This is a genomic window from Janthinobacterium sp. TB1-E2 (genome assembly GCF_036885605.1).
In the GTDB taxonomy this organism is placed as follows: domain Bacteria; phylum Pseudomonadota; class Gammaproteobacteria; order Burkholderiales; family Burkholderiaceae_D; genus Janthinobacterium; species Janthinobacterium aestuarii.
The window spans coordinates 1,952,378-1,970,550 of the sequence record NZ_CP142523.1; the positions used below are offsets into that span (position 1 = coordinate 1,952,378).

Annotated in this window: 17 protein-coding genes and 1 pseudogene; 7 read left to right on the forward strand and 11 right to left on the reverse strand. The window is 61.1% G+C overall.

Translation table 11 applies throughout. From position 1 onward, the window contains the following. The first annotated feature begins 42 nt into the window (after positions 1-42). From lptF to OPV09_RS08780, 4 genes are read left to right on the forward strand one after another with little or no spacing between them, the layout of a single operon-like run. Positions 43-1,188 carry an LPS export ABC transporter permease LptF gene (gene lptF, locus OPV09_RS08765; RefSeq protein WP_338681279.1) on the forward strand — a complete coding sequence of 382 codons (1,146 nt, stop codon included), beginning with the start codon at positions 43-45 and terminating at the stop codon, positions 1,186-1,188. Beyond that, positions 1,185-2,354, forward strand: a complete 1,170-nt coding sequence (lptG, locus tag OPV09_RS08770) for an LPS export ABC transporter permease LptG (RefSeq protein ID WP_034751534.1) — start codon at positions 1,185-1,187, stop codon at positions 2,352-2,354. The genes lptF and lptG overlap by 4 nt, the downstream gene beginning before the upstream one ends. After that, positions 2,354-2,761 carry a sirohydrochlorin chelatase gene (locus OPV09_RS08775; RefSeq protein WP_070303826.1) on the forward strand — a complete coding sequence of 136 codons (408 nt, stop codon included), beginning with the start codon at positions 2,354-2,356 and terminating at the stop codon, positions 2,759-2,761. The genes lptG and OPV09_RS08775 overlap by 1 nt, the downstream gene beginning before the upstream one ends. Next, the gene (locus OPV09_RS08780) at positions 2,758-3,726 is read left to right on the forward strand and encodes a Stealth CR1 domain-containing protein (protein WP_338681280.1); all 969 of its coding nucleotides are present in this window, start codon (positions 2,758-2,760) and stop codon (positions 3,724-3,726) included. Before OPV09_RS08775 ends, OPV09_RS08780 begins: the two co-directional genes overlap by 4 nt. On the opposite strand, the gene OPV09_RS08785 is transcribed toward OPV09_RS08780, so the two are convergent. From OPV09_RS08785 to OPV09_RS08820, 8 genes and pseudogenes are all read right to left on the reverse strand, one after another. Continuing rightward, the gene (locus tag OPV09_RS08785) at positions 3,723-4,373 is read right to left on the reverse strand and encodes a hypothetical protein (RefSeq protein ID WP_338681281.1); all 651 of its coding nucleotides are present in this window, start codon (positions 4,371-4,373) and stop codon (positions 3,723-3,725) included. The two genes, OPV09_RS08780 and OPV09_RS08785, sit on opposite strands and share 4 nt — an antisense overlap. A gap of 245 nt (positions 4,374-4,618) precedes the next feature. Then, a complete protein-coding gene (cobA, locus tag OPV09_RS08790) occupies positions 4,619-5,383 on the reverse strand; it encodes a uroporphyrinogen-III C-methyltransferase (protein ID WP_338681283.1) in 765 nt (254 codons plus the stop codon). Positions 5,384-5,411: 28 nt separating this feature from the next. Then, positions 5,412-6,728 (reverse strand): sulfate adenylyltransferase subunit 1, encoded by a 1,317-nt coding sequence (locus OPV09_RS08795; protein ID WP_070303818.1) that lies wholly within the window; start codon positions 6,726-6,728, stop codon positions 5,412-5,414. Continuing rightward, positions 6,728-7,645: pseudogene (gene cysD, locus OPV09_RS08800) on the reverse strand (sulfate adenylyltransferase subunit CysD); the annotation flags it as partial. The pseudogene cysD and the gene OPV09_RS08795, both read right to left, overlap by 1 nt. A 33-nt stretch (positions 7,646-7,678) precedes the next feature. Continuing rightward, positions 7,679-8,395, reverse strand: coding sequence for a phosphoadenylyl-sulfate reductase (locus OPV09_RS08805; RefSeq protein ID WP_070303816.1), 717 nt, complete (start codon positions 8,393-8,395; stop codon positions 7,679-7,681). A gap of 11 nt (positions 8,396-8,406) precedes the next feature. Then, positions 8,407-8,967: a DUF934 domain-containing protein gene (locus tag OPV09_RS08810; protein ID WP_338681285.1), complete on the reverse strand. Its 561-nt coding sequence runs from the start codon at positions 8,965-8,967 to the stop codon at positions 8,407-8,409. After that, positions 8,960-10,648: a nitrite/sulfite reductase gene (locus tag OPV09_RS08815; RefSeq protein ID WP_338681287.1), complete on the reverse strand. Its 1,689-nt coding sequence runs from the start codon at positions 10,646-10,648 to the stop codon at positions 8,960-8,962. The genes OPV09_RS08810 and OPV09_RS08815 overlap by 8 nt, the downstream gene beginning before the upstream one ends. 81 nt (positions 10,649-10,729) lie before the next feature. Next, complete coding sequence (locus tag OPV09_RS08820) at positions 10,730-11,503, reverse strand: sulfite exporter TauE/SafE family protein (protein WP_034751508.1); 774 nt, start codon at positions 11,501-11,503, stop codon at positions 10,730-10,732. Positions 11,504-11,663: 160 nt separating this feature from the next. Here OPV09_RS08820 and OPV09_RS08825 point away from each other — a divergent pair, with 160 nt between their 5' ends. The 3 genes from OPV09_RS08825 to OPV09_RS08835 all read left to right on the forward strand — a co-directional run bounded on the left by OPV09_RS08825 (position 11,664) and on the right by OPV09_RS08835 (position 14,447). After that, a complete protein-coding gene (locus tag OPV09_RS08825) occupies positions 11,664-12,605 on the forward strand; it encodes a CysB family HTH-type transcriptional regulator (RefSeq protein ID WP_034751505.1) in 942 nt (313 codons plus the stop codon). A 62-nt stretch (positions 12,606-12,667) separates the two neighbouring features. Continuing rightward, positions 12,668-13,318: a class I SAM-dependent methyltransferase gene (locus tag OPV09_RS08830; RefSeq protein WP_338681292.1), complete on the forward strand. Its 651-nt coding sequence runs from the start codon at positions 12,668-12,670 to the stop codon at positions 13,316-13,318. Between the two features lie 181 nt (positions 13,319-13,499). Next, positions 13,500-14,447 (forward strand): porin, encoded by a 948-nt coding sequence (locus OPV09_RS08835; RefSeq protein ID WP_338681294.1) that lies wholly within the window; start codon positions 13,500-13,502, stop codon positions 14,445-14,447. A 45-nt stretch (positions 14,448-14,492) separates the two neighbouring features. Here OPV09_RS08835 and OPV09_RS08840 read toward each other — a convergent pair whose 3' ends face one another. The 3 genes from OPV09_RS08840 to OPV09_RS08850 form a co-directional block, all read right to left on the reverse strand. Beyond that, positions 14,493-15,683 carry a PAS domain-containing sensor histidine kinase gene (locus OPV09_RS08840; RefSeq protein WP_070303810.1) on the reverse strand — a complete coding sequence of 397 codons (1,191 nt, stop codon included), beginning with the start codon at positions 15,681-15,683 and terminating at the stop codon, positions 14,493-14,495. A gap of 160 nt (positions 15,684-15,843) precedes the next feature. Further along, a complete protein-coding gene (locus tag OPV09_RS08845; RefSeq protein ID WP_034751497.1) occupies positions 15,844-16,602 on the reverse strand; it encodes a LytR/AlgR family response regulator transcription factor in 759 nt (252 codons plus the stop codon). A gap of 68 nt (positions 16,603-16,670) precedes the next feature. After that, entirely contained in the window at positions 16,671-17,963 is a 1,293-nt protein-coding gene (locus OPV09_RS08850; RefSeq protein ID WP_072454519.1) for a sensor histidine kinase, read from the reverse strand. Positions 17,964-18,173: the final 210 nt, after the last annotated feature.

Below are 18,173 nucleotides of genomic sequence, written 5' to 3' on the forward strand. Positions count from 1 at the left end.
TAACGTGTTACTCAACTAACTGACCCGAATTATAAACTCCGAATGATCTTTCAACGCGCCCTTCGACGTGAATTGGCTAGTGCCGCCGGGGCCACCTTCACAGTTTTGTTCAGCATCCTGCTCACCTGGATGCTGATCGGTATTCTCGGCAAGGCGGCGGGCGGCAAGATCGCGTCATCCGACGTCATGTCCCTGATGGTTTTTTCCGCCCTGATGCAGCTGCCCACCATCATCATCCTCACCGGATTCATTTCGGTGCTGATGGTCGTCACCCGCAGCTACAAGGAGTCGGAGATGGTGGTGTGGTTCGCCTCCGGCCTGAGCCTGTCGCGCTGGATCTGGCCCGTGCTCAGCTTCGGCTTGCCGCTGGTGCTTGCCACCGGTGTCCTGAGCCTGTACGCCACGCCATGGGCGCAACAGAAAAGCGATGAATATGTGGCGCGCTTTGAAAAGCGCGAGGACCTGCAGAAAGTCACGCCGGGACAGTTCCGCGAATCGGCCGGCAGCAACCGTATCTTCTTTGTCGAGGGCGTCAGCGGCGAGAAGAACGTGGTGCAGAACGTCTTCGTCAATACCGTCGATGAAAAGGGCAGCGCCGTCGTCGTCGTCGCCAGGGAAGGCGTGATCAATACCGACGCCAAGGGCGAACGCTTCCTCGTGCTCAAGAGCGGCCGCCGCTACCAGGGCGTGCCGACGCAGGCGGACTTCCAGACCATGGAATTCGAACAGTACATCATGCGCATCGAGAGCAAGCAGCAGGAAATGGGTGCGGACCTGGGCGTGCGCGCCATGAGCACCATGGCGCTGGTCGAGGCGAACAACCAGTTCACCATGGCCGAATTGCTGTGGCGGGTCAGCGCGCCCCTGATCGGCCTGATGCTGATCCTGCTGGCCATTCCGCTGGGCTTTGTCAATCCACGCGCCGGCAGTTCGACCAATCTGATCATCGCGCTGCTGATTTTCTTTACGTACAGCAACCTGATCAAGGTCATCGAAGCGAGCGTGAAACAGGGCCGCATGACCTTCGGCCTGGCCTGGTGGCCGCTACACCTGCTGGCGGGGCTGGCCGTGGTGGTGCTGTTTGCGTGGCGCCTGAATGTGAACCACCGCTATCATCCGCTGGTCCTGCTGGCGGCTTTCAAGCGCGCGCGCCGCGCCGGCAAACCAAGTAAAGCGGCACCGAAATGAAGATTTTACAGCGCTATTTTGCGGTCTCGATATTCCAGGCGGTGCTGTTCGTGCTGCTGGCCTTTTTGGCACTGCAAGCCTTCATCGACCTGACGGGCGAGCTGCCCAAGGTAGGCCGCAACGGCTACACCATCCAGTATGCCTTCCTGTATGTGCTGGTACTGGTGCCGGGGCATGTGTACGAGGTGATGCCCATCGCGGCGCTGATCGGCACCATCTACACGATGGCGCAGTTTGCCGCCAGTTCCGAATTCACCATCATGCGCGCTTCGAGCATGTCGACGGCGATGGCGGCCGGTTTCCTGTTCCGCATCGGTATCGTCTTCGTCGTCATCACCTTCATCTTCGGCGAGTTGATCACGCCGCGCACGGAGCCGCTGGCCGAGCGCCTCAAGCTGACCTCGCGCGGCGCGGCCGTGTCGAGCGAGTTTCGCTCTGGCCTGTGGACCAAGGACATGGTCAAGAGCGATGGCTTGACGGGCACCGTCACCGGCTCGCGCTTTTTCAATGTGGGCGAAGCGCGTCCGGACGGCCAGCTGAAAAACGTCAAGCTGTATGAATTCGACACCGATATGCGCTTGCGCACCCTGACCGTGGCCAAGGGCGCGACGTATCAGGGCAATAATATCTGGCGCCTGACCGATGTGACGGAAACCTCGTTCTCGAACAGCGCGGCCACCGCGCCAGGCTTCGAGCCGAAGCTGGCGAACTACTATGGGCAGGAAACGAGCTTGGTGCGCACGGTGCAAAGCGCCAGCAAGGACATGACGTCGGAAGTGACGCCGAAGATCCTGACGGTGTCGGCCTCCGATCCCGAGCGCATGTCGGCCAGCGAACTGGCCGTGTACACGCGCCACCTGGCCGAGAACAAGCAGGAAACAGAGCGTTTCCGCATCGCCTTCTGGAAAAAGCTGATCGATCCACTGGCCATTTTCGTGCTGATGGCGCTGGCGCTGCCGTTCGCCTACATGCATACGCGTAGCGGCGGCATCAGCCTGAAGATTTTCATCGGCATCATGATCGGCGTGAGCTTCATGCTGGTCAACACCCTGTTCTCGCATCTTGGGCTGCTCAGCACCTGGCCGGCCTTCCTGACGGCGGTGGCGCCGAGCGCCCTGTATCTGCTGCTGGCGCTGGGCGCCCTGTGGTGGGTGGAGCGGCACTGATGGAGACGAACGTGAAACAGGCACTGATCTTGTTTGCCCATGGCGCGCGCGCCGCATCGTGGGCCGCGCCGTTCGAGCGCCTGCGCGACCTGACCCAGGCGCGCATGCCCGGTACCTGCGTGCACCTGGCTTTCCTGGAACTGATGACGCCACGCCTGCCCGAACTGGTGGCGACCCTGCTGGCCGAGCTGCCCAATGGCGCCATCCTGGACGTTACCGTGGTGCCCGTGTTCCTGGGGCAGGGCGGGCATGTGCTGCGCGACCTGCCGCTGCTGCTGGAGGAACTGCGCCAGCAGCATCCGGCACTGCGCCTGAAGGTGGTCGAGGCGGTCGGCGAGAACGCCAGTGTGCTGGCCGCCATCGCCGATTACTGCGTGGCGGCGCCAGGCTCCAGCCCTATCCCTTGAGCGGTATCGACATCGTCTACCTGTGGGTAGACGGCGCCGATCCCGCCTGGCGCGCGCGCCGGCAGCACGCCTATGCCGCCTGGGCGCAGGCGCATCCGGGCCAGCTGGCCCTGCACGGCAACGTGGCGGGGCGCTACCGCGACAACGGCGAACTGCGCTACAACCTGCGCGCGCTCGAGCGTTTCTTCCCAGGCCACGGCCATATCTACCTGCTGACGGACCGGCAAGTGCCCCACTGGCTGCGTGCTTCACCGCGCCTGACGGTGATCGACCATGCGAGCCTGATGCCCGGTGCATCGCTGCCCGTGTTCGACTCCGGCCATATCGAATCGTATCTGCACCATATTCCGGGCCTGTCCGAACGCTTCCTGTATCTAAACGACGACGTATTTTTTGGCGCGCCGTTCGAGCCCGCGTTCTGGTTCGGGAAGGAAGGGGAGGGGCGTTTGAGTGTGTTTACGGAGAGCGCGCCGCACGATGACGTGCAGGGCTTGCGCGCCGATGTGGCGGCGCCCGTCAATTGCGCTACGTTGTCGCGGCAATGGCTGTCGGCGCAGTACCCCGAATACCTGCATGAACCGCGCCTGTATGCGCATGCGCCGCGGCCCATGCTGAAAAGCGCGCTGCATGCACTGGAAGGGCTGGCGCCGGCCATGTTTGCCGGCGTGCGCGCGACGGTGTTCCGCTCGTGGCAGGTGCCGGCATTGCTGCCCGATCTGGTGCCGCGCTGGATGGTGCATCAGGGATTCGCGCGCTCGCGCATGCTCGACCCGCTGCATATCGCCAGCGGCGATGTGGCGGCGCCGCGCCAGCTCGAGGAGCTGGCCGCGCGATTCGGCAGCTTGGCGTTTTTCTGCATCAACGATACCTGCGACGAGGCCGAGGACGACGACCCGCGCCTGCTGCGCGTGGCCGCTACCTTGCAGCGGCTGCTGCCGCTGCCATCCTCATTTGAAAGTGCTTAAGCCGATTTCTTCTTCGGCGCCAGGCTGATGTGGGCGGCGGCCGTGCTGTCGGACAGCGAAGCGAGGAACAGCAGCAGATAGGCGCCCAGTTCGAAGACTTCCTCGCCCAGCAGCGCGTAGGCGTCCGGCATGCCATGGAAGACCTTCTTGTCGAAGGGCCAGCCGGCGGCCATCAGCAAGCCGCCGATGGCCGTCAGGATGGTGATGCGCATGCTGAAAATCAGGCCCGCATGGGCAAACACCTTGCGCGCGCGTGGCGCGAAGAAGATCAGCAAGCGTATCAGGATCAGCAACTCCACCACGCGCAGGGCTTTTTCCAGCTGCGCCCAGAAGGGCACCGTGCCGAACTGGTCGATATCGAGTTCGCGCAGCAGGAAGCCGAACAGCAGCGCGCACAGGCCTGCATGCATGAGAAAGCGCAAGGACTGGCGGTCAGTCTCTTGCCAGGCGCGCACGCCGTGCACGGTGCAAGCAAGAGCCAGGAACAGCGCCTGCAGCCATTCCAGCAAATGGTTTTCGTCGTCGATATTCGGGAACACCGTCCACAGGGCGATGGAGGCGAGCATGCTGAACAGCACAGCGCTGGCGACGCCGACATTGCTGCGGCTGAGCGAAGTCAGGGCTTCGCGCATGGAGTTGAAATTCATCTGTGATCGTAAGGCTAAAGTTGCGCGGCGCGGTATTGCAGCCTGCGGGCGCAGCTTTTTTCGGGGAGATTGCCAGGGCTCCCGTCAGCCGGGAGGCCGCATGGCAAGCGCTATGGCGGGGTGAAGCGTGAGTTTATTGCTATCACACAACAACTTCTCGAGAAAAGATGCGTGAGCATCGTATCATGTTTCCCCGGAAGACGTCGGTTACTGACTTTAAAGTCGGTAAAATACGCTGTGTTTATTCAAGCATGGCGCGCCAGAATGGCGGCCGTTTCTTCGATGGCCTGGTGCGCGCGCACAGCCATGGCGTCGCCCAGCATCACCAGCACGGGGCCGTGGTTTTCACCCAGGCCATGCGCCAGGGCGCTCAGCGTCAGGCGCACGATGCGCTGGTCCGGGCGGCTGCAGTTTTCAATCACCACCACCGGGGTGTCGGCACGTCGGCCCTGGGCCAGCAGGCGCTGGGCCGTGGCGATGGCTTCGCGGCCACCCATGTATTGCACCAGGGTGTCACAGTCGGGGATGCGCGTCTGGTCCGGTTCGCCCGGCGCCGTGCTGGACGTGAAAAAGGCCACGCTGCGCGACACGCCCCGTTTGGTCAGCGGCTGCTGTGTGGGGGCCGCGGCCCCCAGGGCCGTGGTAATGCCGGGCACCACTTCGACGGCGATGCCCGCTTCTTCCAGCGCCCGCAATTCCTCGTCGGCGCGGCCGAACAGCATGGGGTCGCCCCCTTTCAGGCGCACGACGACGGCGTGCTTGCGCGCGTTGTCGACCAGTTGCTTGTTGATGAAGGCCTGCGCCGTCGACAACTGGCCGCAGCGCTTGCCGACCAGAATCTTTTGCGCCTGCGGGCACAGCTCCAGCATCTCTTCGGTGACCAGTGCGTCGTGCAGCACGACGTCCGCCTGTGCCAGCAGGCGCGCGCCGCGCAAGGTCATCAGGTCTTGCGCGCCGGGCCCGGCGCCGATCAGGTAGACCTTGCCGGGGAGAGATGGGGAGCTGTTCATGTGGCTGCCTTTCCTGGACGATACGGGATTAGAGTCGAACCATGCCGGCCGCGACGGTCTGGTGGGTGACTTCATCGATCAGGATGAAGGCGCCGGTGGCGCGGATATCGGCATACGCGTCGGCCGCCAGCGCCTGCTGCACGTTCAGGCTGATGCGGGCGATATCGTTGAGCTTCAAGCCTTCGGCCGGATGGCGCTGCTGCGTATTGATGTCGAGGATCGATTCGATCGCCGTCACCTTGGCCGCCGTCTGCTTGGTGCCGTGCTTGATCCAGTACTTGCGGCGCAAGTCGAGCGCGTCTTCCGACAGCCAGCACACGTCGGCCACCACTTGTTTCAGCAGGGTGGCAGGGCGCTCACTGCTCGCCAGCAAGTCGCCGCGCGAGATGTCGAGGTATTCATTGAGCAGCAGGGTCACGGACTGGCCCACCACGGCGGTGCTCAGCGAGCCGTCCAGGGTGACGATATCCTTGACGGTTGCCGTCTGGCCCGATGGCTGCACCACGAGGGTGTCGCCGATGCTGACCTTGCCCGCCTCGATGCGGCCCATGTAGCCGCGGAAGTCGTTCGCTTCGTGGCCGTTGTGGCGCGCCACCAGCTGCACCGGGAAGCGGAACGGGGTGTCGTGCGATTCGTCGTAGACGGACAGCGATTCGAGCAGCTCGATCAAGGTCGGGCCTGTGTACCAGCCCAGCTTGTCGCCGCGTTCGACGACGTTGTCGCCGGTGAGTGCCGACAGCGGGATCGGCGTGATGTCCTTCAAGCCCAGCGACTGGGCGAATTCGCGGTAGGCGGCCACGATGCGGTTGTACACCGTTTCATCGTAGTCGACGAGGTCCATCTTGTTGACGGCCACGACCACGTGCTCGATCTGCAGCAAGTGGGCAATTGTCGAATGGCGCTTGGTCTGGATCAGCAATTCCACGCTGCCATCGTCGCCCAGTTTCACTTTCGACACGTCGATCAGGATGATGACGGCATCGGCGGTGGAGGCGCCCGTCACCATGTTGCGCGTGTATTGCTCGTGGCCCGGCGTGTCGGCGATGATGAATTTGCGTTTCGGCGTGGCAAAGTAGCGGTAAGCCACATCGATCGTGATACCTTGCTCGCGTTCCGCTTCCAGGCCGTCTGTCAGCAGCGACAGGTCGACCGTGTCGCCCACCGTGCGCTTGTGCTTGGAGCGCGACATGGCGTCGAGCTGGTCGGCGAAGATGCCCTTGCTGTCGAACAGCAAACGGCCGATCAGCGTGCTCTTGCCGTCATCGACGGACCCGGCCGTGATGAAGCGCAGCATGCCGCGCTCCAGGCTGTCGGTGAGGTTGGTGTTCTGGATTGCTGCGTTCATTAGAAATACCCTGCTTTCTTGCGTTTTTCCATCGAGGCTTCGGAAGTTTGGTCATCCATGCGGGTGGCGCCCCGCTCCGTGATTTGCGTGATTGCCGTTTCGGCGATGATGGCGTCGACCGTCGCCGCATCGGACGAGACAGGGCAGGTGCACGAGATATCGCCCACCGTACGGAAGCGCACGACTTGCGTTTCCACCGTTTCGCCTTCCCGCGGCGGCGTCAGATCCGTCAGCGGCACGAGCAAGCCGTTGCGCGGGATCACCTGGCGCTCGTGCGCGAAGTAGATCGGCGGCAATTCCAGTTGCTCGCGGGCGATGTATTGCCACACGTCCAGCTCGGTCCAGTTGGAGATGGGGAAGACGCGCATGTTTTCACCGGGATGGACGCGGGTGTTATACAGATCCCACAGTTCCGGACGCTGGGCTTTCGGATCCCAGGCGCCGAATTCGTCGCGGAACGAAAAGATGCGTTCCTTGGCGCGGGCTTTTTCTTCGTCGCGGCGCGCGCCGCCGATGCAGGCGTCAAATTTGTATTCGGCGATGGTTTCCAGCAAGGTGACGGCTTGGGCCGCGTTGCGCGAATCCGTTGCCGGGTTGCGCAGACGCACGGTGCCGCGCTTGATCGAGTCTTCCACGGAGCCGACGATCAGGCGTTCGCCCAGTTCCGCCACTTTCTTGTCACGGAAAGTGATGACTTCGGGGAAGTTGTGGCCCGTGTCGATATGCACGAGAGGGAATGGAAACTTGCCTGGGCGGAAGGCTTTTTCGGCCAGGCGCAGCAGGACGACGGAATCCTTGCCGCCGGAAAACAGCAGCGCAGGGTTGGCCGATTCGGCCGCCACTTCGCGCATGATGTGGATGGCTTCCGATTCAAGGCTGTCGAGGTGACGCTGGTTCAAAATATTGCTCATATGGGTGCTTTCTTGTTCTGCTGAGTCTGTTGTGTCTGTTCAGGCTGCCACGGATTTGATGCGTATCAGTTTGCCGTCCACCATGTGCAGGCCGCATTCCTTGGAGTCGGGGTTTTCCCACCACCAGCGTCCGGCGCGCACATCTTCGCCGGGCTGCACGGCCCGCGTGCACGGTTCGCAGCCGATCGACGGGTAACCCTGGTCGTGCAGCGCGTTGTACGGCACGTCGTTGGCGCGGATGTAGGCCCACACGTCTTCTTCCGACCAGTCCGCCAGCGGATTGAATTTTGTCATCGCGTGCGCCGCGTCGTCTTCCTGCACGTGCAATTCGGCGCGCGTGGTGGACTGCGCGCGGCGCTGTCCCGTGACCCAGGCCTTGTTGCCGGCCAGGGCGCGGCCCAGCGGCTCGACCTTGCGGATGCGGCAGCATTCGCGGCGCATCTCGACGCTGTTGTAGAACGCGTTCAGGCCATTTTGTTCCACGTAAGCGGCCACGGCTTCCGGTTGCGGGCGGTACAAGGTGATGTCGTGGTCGTAACGGGTCTTGACCTTGTCGAGCACGGCCAGGGTTTCCTGGTGCAGCCGGCCTGTTTCCAGGGAGAAGATGCCGATGGGCAGCTTCGCCTTGAGTATCATGTCGGTCAGCACCATGTCTTCGGCTGCCAGGCTAGAGGCGAACACGGCCGGCGAAAAGTCCGCGGCGATGCGTGTCAGCGTTTGCTGGGTGGCGTCAATTAAAGTAGAGAGGTCGCTCATGGCTCGCTTTCTCAGATGCCGGCCGCGTTGTCGAGGTCAGGATTCTGGCCTTCGCGCTGGTGGCGGCGGAACAGCGGCGATTTTTGATCCCACGACGCCTGGTAGGTTTCCGAGAACACGGATAAACCTTTCAGGGCGTCATGGATGCTGCGGTCGGGGCGTGTCGCATACGCGTCGAAGCCGACCCGGTGCATGGAAAACAGCTGGTCGCGCAGCACGTCGCCAATCGCGCGCAATTCACCTTGGAAACCGAGGCGGGCGCGCAGGTTGAACGCGATGGAATAGCCGCGGCCATCCGTGAATTTCGGGAAGTCCACGCCGATGACGGGCAGTTGCTCCACGTCGGCCGCCAGTTCTTCCGGGCGCTCGTCGCTGGCCAGCCATACGCCGATGTCGGGCAGGCGAGCGGCCAGGGTTTCGCGCTGGGCTTGCCATACGAGCAGCGGCACGATGACCTTGCCGGCTGGCACGACCACTGTTTCCGGCGTGTCGTTTTCATCGAGGCGCAGCAAGCCCCAGGTATTCGGCACCACGGCGGCGTTCTTGATGATTTCTTCGCGTACTTCAAACATATTCGTCTTCTCCCACCAGGTTGCCGACCGTGATCGGCGTTGCATATACGTGTTCCTTGAACGGCGCCAGGCCCAGGCGCTGGGCCGTGTCGACGAAGCGCTCGCCTTCGTGGCGGTCGCGCACGTAGACGTGCAGCAGGCGGCCGATGACTTCAGGCATCTGCAGGGAAGAGAACGATGGCCCGATGATCTTGCCGATGGCCGCGTTGTTGCCTTGCGCGCCGCCTATCGACACTTGATACCATTCGCTGCCATCCTTGTCGACGCCGAGGATGCCGATGCTGCCCACGTGATGGTGGCCGCAGGCATTGATGCAGCCGGAAATGTTCAGTTCGATCTCGCCGATGTCATGCTGGAAGTCGATGCTGTCGAAGCGTTCCGCGATGGCGGCCGCGATCGGCAGCGACTTGGCGTTGGCCAGCGAGCAGAAGTCGCCACCAGGGCAGCAGATCATGTCGGTCAGCAAGCCGATGTTCGGCGTGGCCAGGCCATGCGCCTTGGCTTCCTGCCACAGCGTGAACAGTTTCGACTGTTCCACGTCGGCCAGCACGAGGTTTTGCTCGTGCGTCACGCGCAGTTCGCCAAAGCTGTAGCGGTCGGCCAGATCGGCCACGAAATCGATCTGCTCGGCCGTCGCGTCGCCCGGCGGCACGCCCGTTTTCTTCAGGGACAGCACCACGGCCACGTAGCCGGGGCGCTGGTGCGGCTTGACGTTGCGCGCCAGCCAGTTCACATAGGCCTTGTTGTCCGCATGTTCGTTCTTGTAGTCGAGTTCCGGCAAGGCCAGGTAAGCGGGCGGATTGAAGAAGTCCGCCACGCGCTGCATTTCCTCGGCCGTCAGGGTTTCCGGACCGTCTTTCAAGTCGACCCACTCTGCTTCCACCTGGCGCGTGAATTCTTCCACGCCGATGGCTTTCAGCAAAATCTTGATGCGCGCCTTGTATTTGTTGTCGCGGCGGCCGTGCAAGTTGTACACGCGCATGATCGCCTGGATATACGTCAGCAAATGCTGCCACGGCAGGAAGTCGCGCACGACGCTGCCCAAAATCGGCGTGCGGCCCATGCCGCCGCCGGCCATGACCTTGAAGCCCACTTCGCCGGCCGCGTTGCGCACGGCCGTCAAGCCGATGTCGTGCACGGCGATGGCGGCGCGGTCTTCCTCGGCGCCATTGATGGCGACCTTGAATTTACGCGGCAGGGCGATGAACTCGGGGTGGAAGGTGCTCCACTGGCGCAATACTTCCGCGTACGGGCGCGGATCGATGATTTCATCGGCTGCGACACCGGCGAACGGGTCCGATGTTGTATTACGGATACAGTTGCCCGACGTTTGGATCGCGTGCATTTCCACGGAAGCGAGGTCCGTCAGGATATCGGGAGTCTGCTCCAGTTCGATCCAGTTGAACTGGATGTTCTGGCGCGTCGTGAAGTGGCCATAGCCGCGGTCATACTTGCGCGCGATGTGCGCGAACATGCGCATCTGCTTGGCCGAAAGCAAGCCGTACGGCACGGCGATACGCAGCATGTAGGCGTGGCGTTGCATGTACAGGCCGTTTTGCAGGCGCAGCGGAATGAATTCCTCTTCCGTCAGTTCATTGGCGATACGGCGCGCAACCTGGTCTCGGTACTGGGCGATGCGTTCTTTGATGATGAGGTGGTCGTACTGATCGTAATGGTACATATCAATTCCTAAAAAAGCCGGGGTGCTGGAAGATTGCCTGGGATTATGTTCTTGATACTGCTCTTGTCACTTGTTCGGTAATTAATAGATTAGCTTCACTGCCACGCCGGTCAAGGTCATCGCCAGCAGCACTCGTAAAAACTTTTCCGGCACGGAGCGGGCGACCCAGGAACCGAGCGTGATGCCGGGCAGGGAGCCGACCAGCAAGGAGGCCAGCAATTCCCAGTGGATGGAGCCGAGCCACCAGTGGCCCAGGGCGGCGATGGCCGTCAGGGGCACGGCATAGGCGATATCGGTGCCCGCCACTTCGGCCGAGCTCATGCGTGGATACAGCATCACCAGCAGTGTGGCGCCGATGGCGCCGGCGCCGATCGACGAGACCGTTACCAGCACGCCCAGCACGGCGCCGGCAATAATGGTCGCAGCGGCAAGCTTGTTGCCTTGTAATTGTTTCTCAGGGTGCGCATTGATCCAGGCCAGCATGCGGCCCTTGAAAATCAGTGCCACGACGGTCAGCAGCACGGAGCCGGCGATCGAGTAGCGGATGATCTGGCCGATTTCCGGCGACAGGGTGCCGAACGATTTGAGCGCCAGGGTCGCGATGACGGCGGCGGGCAGAGCGCCGATGCACAGGCGCTTGACGATATCCCAGCGGATGGTGCCGCGCAGGCGGTGCGTCAGCGTGCCGGCGCTCTTGGTGATCGAGGCGAACGCCAGGTCGGTACCGACGGCCACGGAAGGCGGTACGCCAAACAGCAGGGTTAACAGCGGCGTCATCAGCGAGCCGCCGCCCACGCCGGTCATTCCTACGAGTAATCCTACGGCAAATCCTGAGACTATATAAGACAAAGTCATGCTTGCACCCCCAAAGTACCCGCAATAGTAATAAACTTAGTGTTTATTCCAAACTACTAAGTACGCATTTGCTTATATGCGATATGCGTATATGCATGAACGCAAAATCATGGGTGGGGCGGAAACTCGGCAAATCACGGCAATCTAGGGCAAACCAGCAATGAATCTCCATCAACTGCGCTTCGTGCGCGAAGCGGTCCGGCAGAATTACAACCTGACGGACGCCGCCAAGGCCCTATTCACGTCGCAACCTGGCGTATCGAAAGCCATCATCGAGCTGGAGGAAGAGCTGGGCGTGGATATTTTTACGCGCCATGGCAAGCGTATCCGCGGCTTGACGGAGCCGGGCCGCCTAGTGCTGGAGTCGGTTGAGCTGATCATGCAGGAAATCGACAGCATGAAGCGCATCGGCAAGGAATTCGCGGCGCAGGACAGCGGCAGCTTTACGATTGCAACTACGCACACGCAGGCGCGCTACACCTTGCCCAAGGTCGTGCAAGCCTTCATGCTGAAGTTCCCAAAGGTCAGATTGTCTTTGCTGCAAGGCAATCCTCGCCAGATCGCCGAGATGGTGCAGCGAGACCAGGCGGACCTGGCCATCGCCACCGAATCGATCGCCGCCATCGATGGCTTGATTACCTTGCCATGCTATCAATGGGAGCACGTGGTGGTGGTGCCCGTCGATCATCCGCTGCTCAAATCGAAGTCCGTGACCCTGGAAGAAATCGCCGCTTTCCCCCTGATTACCTATGACAGCGCGTTCGCCGGACGCAACAAGATCGACCACGCTTTCGTGCTGCGCGGCCTGAAACCGGACATCTTGCTGGAAGCCATCGATGCGGACGTCATCAAGACTTATGTCGAGTTGGGCATGGGGATTGGTATCATAGCGGGTATGGCCTTCGATGCCGAGCGCGACAAAGGCTTGCGCGCCATCCCTGTCGGCCATCTGTTCGGCATGAATGTGTCGCGCGTGGCCGTCAAGCAGGGCGCGTATTTGCGCAGCTATATCTATACCTTTATCGAGTTGCTGACGCCGACCCTGAACCGCAAGCTCATCGAGCAGGCGATGAGCGGTGATAAAGAGCACTACGAACTATAAACAATGCATGAAGCCGGCCGGGCGAGGTGCCTGGCCAAGATTATTTAAGAAGAGAAGAAACAATGATTACCGATCAGCTTGCCAAATATTACGCCACCATCGCGCAGCAGTACGAGCGCGTCTATGACAAGCCCGAACGCCAGGAAGACCTGGAAGTGTTGCGCGACAAGGTCGCCGACGTGCTGGAAGGCCACACCGTGCTGGAGCTGGCTTGCGGCACCGGCTACTGGACGGAAGTGGTGGCCGAGTCGGCCGACTCCGTGCTGGCCACCGATATCAACGATGAAATGCTGGCGCTGGCCCAATCGCGCGGCTTACCCGACAACGTCACCTTCGCCAAGCTCGATGCCTTCAACTTGCCCGATGACTTGCTGGGCAAGTTTACGGCCGTGTTCGCCGGTTTCTGGTGGTCGCACGTCAAGCGCGAAGACCAGGACAAATACCTGAAGCAATTGCGCAGCAAGCTGGGCAAGGACATTCTGCTGGTGCTGATCGATAATTCCTATGTCGATGGCAGCAGCACCGTGATCGCGCGTACCGACCTGGAAGGCAACACCCACCAGTTCCGCACGACGGACGCGGGCGAGCGCTATGAAGTACTGAAGAATTTCCCGTCAGATAGCCACCTGCGCAAGAAGTTTGCCCACTCGGCCCGCGAAATCCGCATGAAGCGCCTGGAATACTACTGGCTGCTGAGCTGCCGCCTGAAGTAAGCTGTTGCCGCATGAACCGCCTCCGGGCGGTTTTTTTTCGTCTGTTGTTTTTATCTGACATGACGTTGTGCCAAAAAGCAACATCTTGTCGATGTCATATTGTTGAAGTATTTGGTGGGCATGATTCGGTTCAGCAGCTAAGCAGCACCACTCTTGTCCAACCTAATGTAGAGAATCTCAAGTGAAAAAAATTACTCTGGCAGCATTGATCATCGGCACCTTCGCAGCAGCTACGGCACAAGCACAATCGAACGTCACCGTGTACGGCCTGGTTGACCTCGGTATTGCCAAGACCACTGGCCAGCCGACGGTACAACGCGAAAACAATGCTTCGCGCCTCGGTTTCAAGGGTACGGAAGATATGGGTGGCGGCCTGTCCGCAATTTTCAACCTGGAAAGTGAATTCCTGGCTGACACCGGCGCGCAAAAAGGCGTGTTGTTCGACCGTCAAGCCTACGTGGGCTTGAAAGGCGCGTTTGGTACCGCCATCCTGGGCCGCACCAAGAATCTGGTCGACGGCACCATCGCCCGCGTCGATCCATTCAACACCTACGGCGTGGTTGGCAAGAACAATGAAACCCTGCTGCGTTCGGGCGTCGGCACGTCGCGCGTCAACAATGCCGTGACCTACAACAGCCCAAGCTTTGACGGTTTCGTGGGCAGCCTGCAATACGTGCTGAGCGAAGTCAACAGCGCTGACGCAGGCGTGATCGGCCTGGCAACCTACGACAATGGCCCGATCAGCTTGCACGCCGGCTACGAAAAAGCCGTGCAAGCGACGGCAACGGCTGCCAAGCCTGATCTGTGGTCCATCGGTGGCGGCTATAAATTCGGCCCAGCGAAGATCACGGCCGCCTATTCGAAAGGCGACACCAAGGTTGCCACGACTGGCGAATTCAAGTCCTACCTGATCGGCCTGAACTACACGGTCGGCGGTGGCGATGCCAAAGTGTCGTACGGCAAGCAAGAGCAAAGCAACAACAAGTTCAAGGATCAGGACACCATCAAGGAATTCGGCGTTGGTTACGACTACCACCTGTCGAAGCGCACCGATGTGTACGCTTACGCTGGCCGCGAGCGCGTCAAGTCGCTGACTTCGTACCAGATCGGTCTGGCACACAAATTCTAAGCATCATTCGATGTGATGAAGCAAAGGCGCCTGCGGGCGCCTTTTTTATTGCATCGCTGCGGCGGCCGCCTCGGCATGCATGGGCAGCGAGATTTCGATGCGCGTGCCGCCCAGTTCGCTATCGGTACCGATATGGATATTGCCATTCAAGCCCCATACCCGTTCGCGCATGCCCAGCAAGCCAAGCGCCGTGGCTTTTTCCAGGTCGTGTTCGGCAATGCCGCGGCCATCATCCTGGATGGTGATCGCCAGCGAGGAATCGATGCGGTGCAGGGCGATGGTGATGTGGCTGGCCTCGGCATGGCGCGCGATATTCGTCAACGCTTCCTGCACGATGCGGTAGATGGCCGTGCTGCGCGCGTCGTCAAGCACGAGGTCGGCTTCGTCGGCCAGCAAGTCGAAATGGATGGCGCGGCGCAACAAGAAGTCGTGGCGCAGTTTTTGTAGCGCAAAATACAATCCCCCTTCATCGAGCGCGCGCGGACGCAGGTTGCTGGCGATGCGCCGCAGCGAGGTGATGGCCGTTACCAGCAAGCCGTCCATGCTGTGCAGCAACGCTTGCAGGGAGGCGGTGGTGTCCGTGTGCTGGCGCACGAGGGTCAGGTCGACGCGCAAGGTGGCGAGCAATTGCCCCAAGTCATCATGCAGTTCGCGCGCGATATGCTTGCGTTCTTCTTCGCGGATGGTTTGCAGCGCGCTCGACAATTCACGCAATTGCGAAAAGGAGCGGGCCAGCTGTTCATGCATCTGCTGGCGCGCGCTGATGTCGCGCACGATGATGGTAAACACGCTCTGGCCATCTTCCTGCATGGACGAGAGCGAGCCTTCGAGGGGAAACATGGCGCCATCGCTGCGCCTTCCCGTCAAGGTGTAGTCGGTGGCGCGCCGGCCCGTCAGGCGCAGCTCCAGGCTGATGTCGTCAAACGGCGGATCGCCATCGTGCGTGCCCAGGCTGCCGAGGGTACGCAAGTCGCGCAGGATGTAGTGGCCCAGGGGCATGCCGCACATGGCGGCCGGCGTGTCGTCGAACAATCTGGCCGCCGCCGCGTTCGCATGCAGGATGATTTGCCGGCTGTCGATACTGATGATGGCGTCGCTGGCGCTGTCGATGATGGCCTGGCCGCGCGCCTGCTGTTGCCGGCGGGCTTTCAGTGGAGGAAACAGGCACAGCAAAAGCGCCGCCGCCATACCCAGCGGCAAGATGCGCAGCAGCGCGGGACTGCCTCGGTCGGGCATTGGGGTCTCCTTGCGAACGTGGGCGAAGGCAGGCAGTGCAGGAATGACGGGCGGGACTTGATATAGCCTATGCCTGCTGGCGCGGCGTGGTTTGATGTGGCGCAGAAAGGGGGCAGAAGAGAGGCATGCGCCGCGCCGGCCTGGACCGGGCGGCGGAGACTTACATTTGCTTGAACAGGTGCAGGAAGCTGCGGCTCACTTCGAGCTTGTCGGACTTACCTTTGATGAGGACCAGGTGGCGGCCGCGGATGTCGCGCGTCACGCCTTCGATGGCATTCACATTGACGAGGGTGGCGCGGTGGATTTGCCAGAACAGCGAAGGATCGAGCTCTTCAGCCAGGTCGCGCACGGGTTTGCGGATCAGCGCCTCGTACTTGGCTGTCTGCACGCACGTGTATTTCTCGTCCGAACGGAAGAACAGGATCTCTTCCACGGGAATCATGCGCAAGTCCTGGCCGATGCTGGCCTGTATCCATTGCAAATACGTGGGCTTGGCCGTGATTTTTTCCGCCAGCTGCGACAGCATGGCCGTGACGCTGCTGTTGACGTCCAGGGCCGGCTTGTTCAAGTGCGTTTTCAGGCGCTCCACCGTCACCAGCAAGCGCTCGTGCTCGGGCGGCTTGAGCACGTAATCGACGGCGCCCCGTTCGAAGGCTTCGACGGCGTGGCTGTCATAGGCCGTGACGAAGACGATATGCGTCTTGCTGCCGATCACTTGCGCCGCTTCCATGCCCGTCTTGCCCGGCATGCGGATATCGAGGAAGGCAAAGTCGGGCTTGAGTTGCTCCACCAGTTCGATCGCTTCGTCGCCATTCTTGGCTTCGCCGATGATTTCCAGTTCAGGCCAGGCCTGGCCCAGGCGCAGGCGCAGCTGGTCGCGCATCAGTCTTTCGTCGTCGGCAATAATAGCGGTAGGCATAAGTCTCAAGTGTGAACGGGCGAAGATTGATTATTCAATGATTTAGCGTTTTTATCAACTACTCTGTCTTATTTGGACAATTGATAGGGCACTTCGATCACGGCGCACACGCCGGACGGTTGATTTGGCGTAATGGTCAAGCTGCCCTGGTCGCCATGCAGCAGTTTCAAACGCTCGCGGATGGTGGGCAAACCGAGGCCCGTGCCATCGCTGGGCACCACGCCAAAGCCCAGGCCGTCATCGGTGACCGTCACGCGCAGCTTGCTGTGCGCCACTTCGGCCACGATGCGCAGGGTACCGCCTTCCGGTTTGACTTCCAGGCCGTGCTTGATGGCATTTTCCACCATCGATTGCAGCATCATGGGCGGGAAGGCGGCGCTGCGCAGGCCATCGGGAATCTGGAAATCGACGGTCAGGCGTTCTTCCATGCGCATTTTCAGCAGGTTCAAATACGCTTGCACCATGTCCGCTTCACGGCCCAGGTTGGTAATAAGGGCGTTGTCGCGCATTTGCGGCAGCACGGCGCGCAGATATTGAATCAGGCTGCGCTGCATCTTGGCCGCGCGCGGCGGATCAACCTGGATCAGGTGTTCGACGGAGGCAAGCGTGTTGAACAGGAAGTGCGGCTCGACTTGCGCCTGCATCATCTGCATCTTCGCTTCGCTGAGCTGGCGCTGCATGGATTCGCGCTCGGCCGCTTCGTTTGCCGTGACGGTTTCCGCTTCCGCGCGTTTCTTGCCGCCGACCAGGGCTTTCATGGCGAACAGGGCCAACACCAGCAAGGAGACAAAGCTCTTGAACCAGGTCGAGGCTTGCTGGTGATAGCGCGACACTTTTTGTTCAGCTGCATCATCGACGGCTTCTTCGATGGCATTTGACAGCTCTTCGCCGATTTGCGGCGGCAATTCAATATGGACTTCTTCGCCCGATGCATTGGTGGTCACCGGATAGCTGGGTTTGGCGGGGGCGGCCGGCGGTTCAGGCGGTGCCGGCGGCACGGCACTGGCTTGCGCGTCCGCCTCGGCGGCGTCGGCCGGATCGCTGGCTGCATCGGCCGCGCTGCTGCGCCGGTTCTTGCTGTTGCGGGGATTGAAATGGATGCCCGTATCGTCGATCAGGATATTGGTTTCGCCCGAGCCCTTGCTGCTGCGTTTATGCGACTTGATGACAACTTCTTCGTCCGGGCCGGACGAAAACAGTTCATCTTGCAAAATGGAGCCGGCGATCAGGGCCAGCGCAGCGAACAGGAAGAATTTCCACCAGGACAGTTGGGTGACCCAGGTCGTCGTCGCGTCGAATGCCCGTTGCAACCAAGCGAGGATGGTTTTCAACAATTCGGGCAGGCTGGAAATCGGAAGCATGGGGGCACTTTCAAATACAAGAGTTAATCGACGCAGCGGGCAAGTTTAACCGCTTGTTGCGTAGCGTCAGAGTCTGATGTTGCCACTGTGCCTAAAGACCACGAACTACGCCAGCCGATTGCGACAGGCTGCACAAAAAGGCGCTTGAAGTGAAGGCCAGGCTTGCTGGGCGGTGAGGGGCGATAAATAGCGCTTGCAGGGAATGTGGGG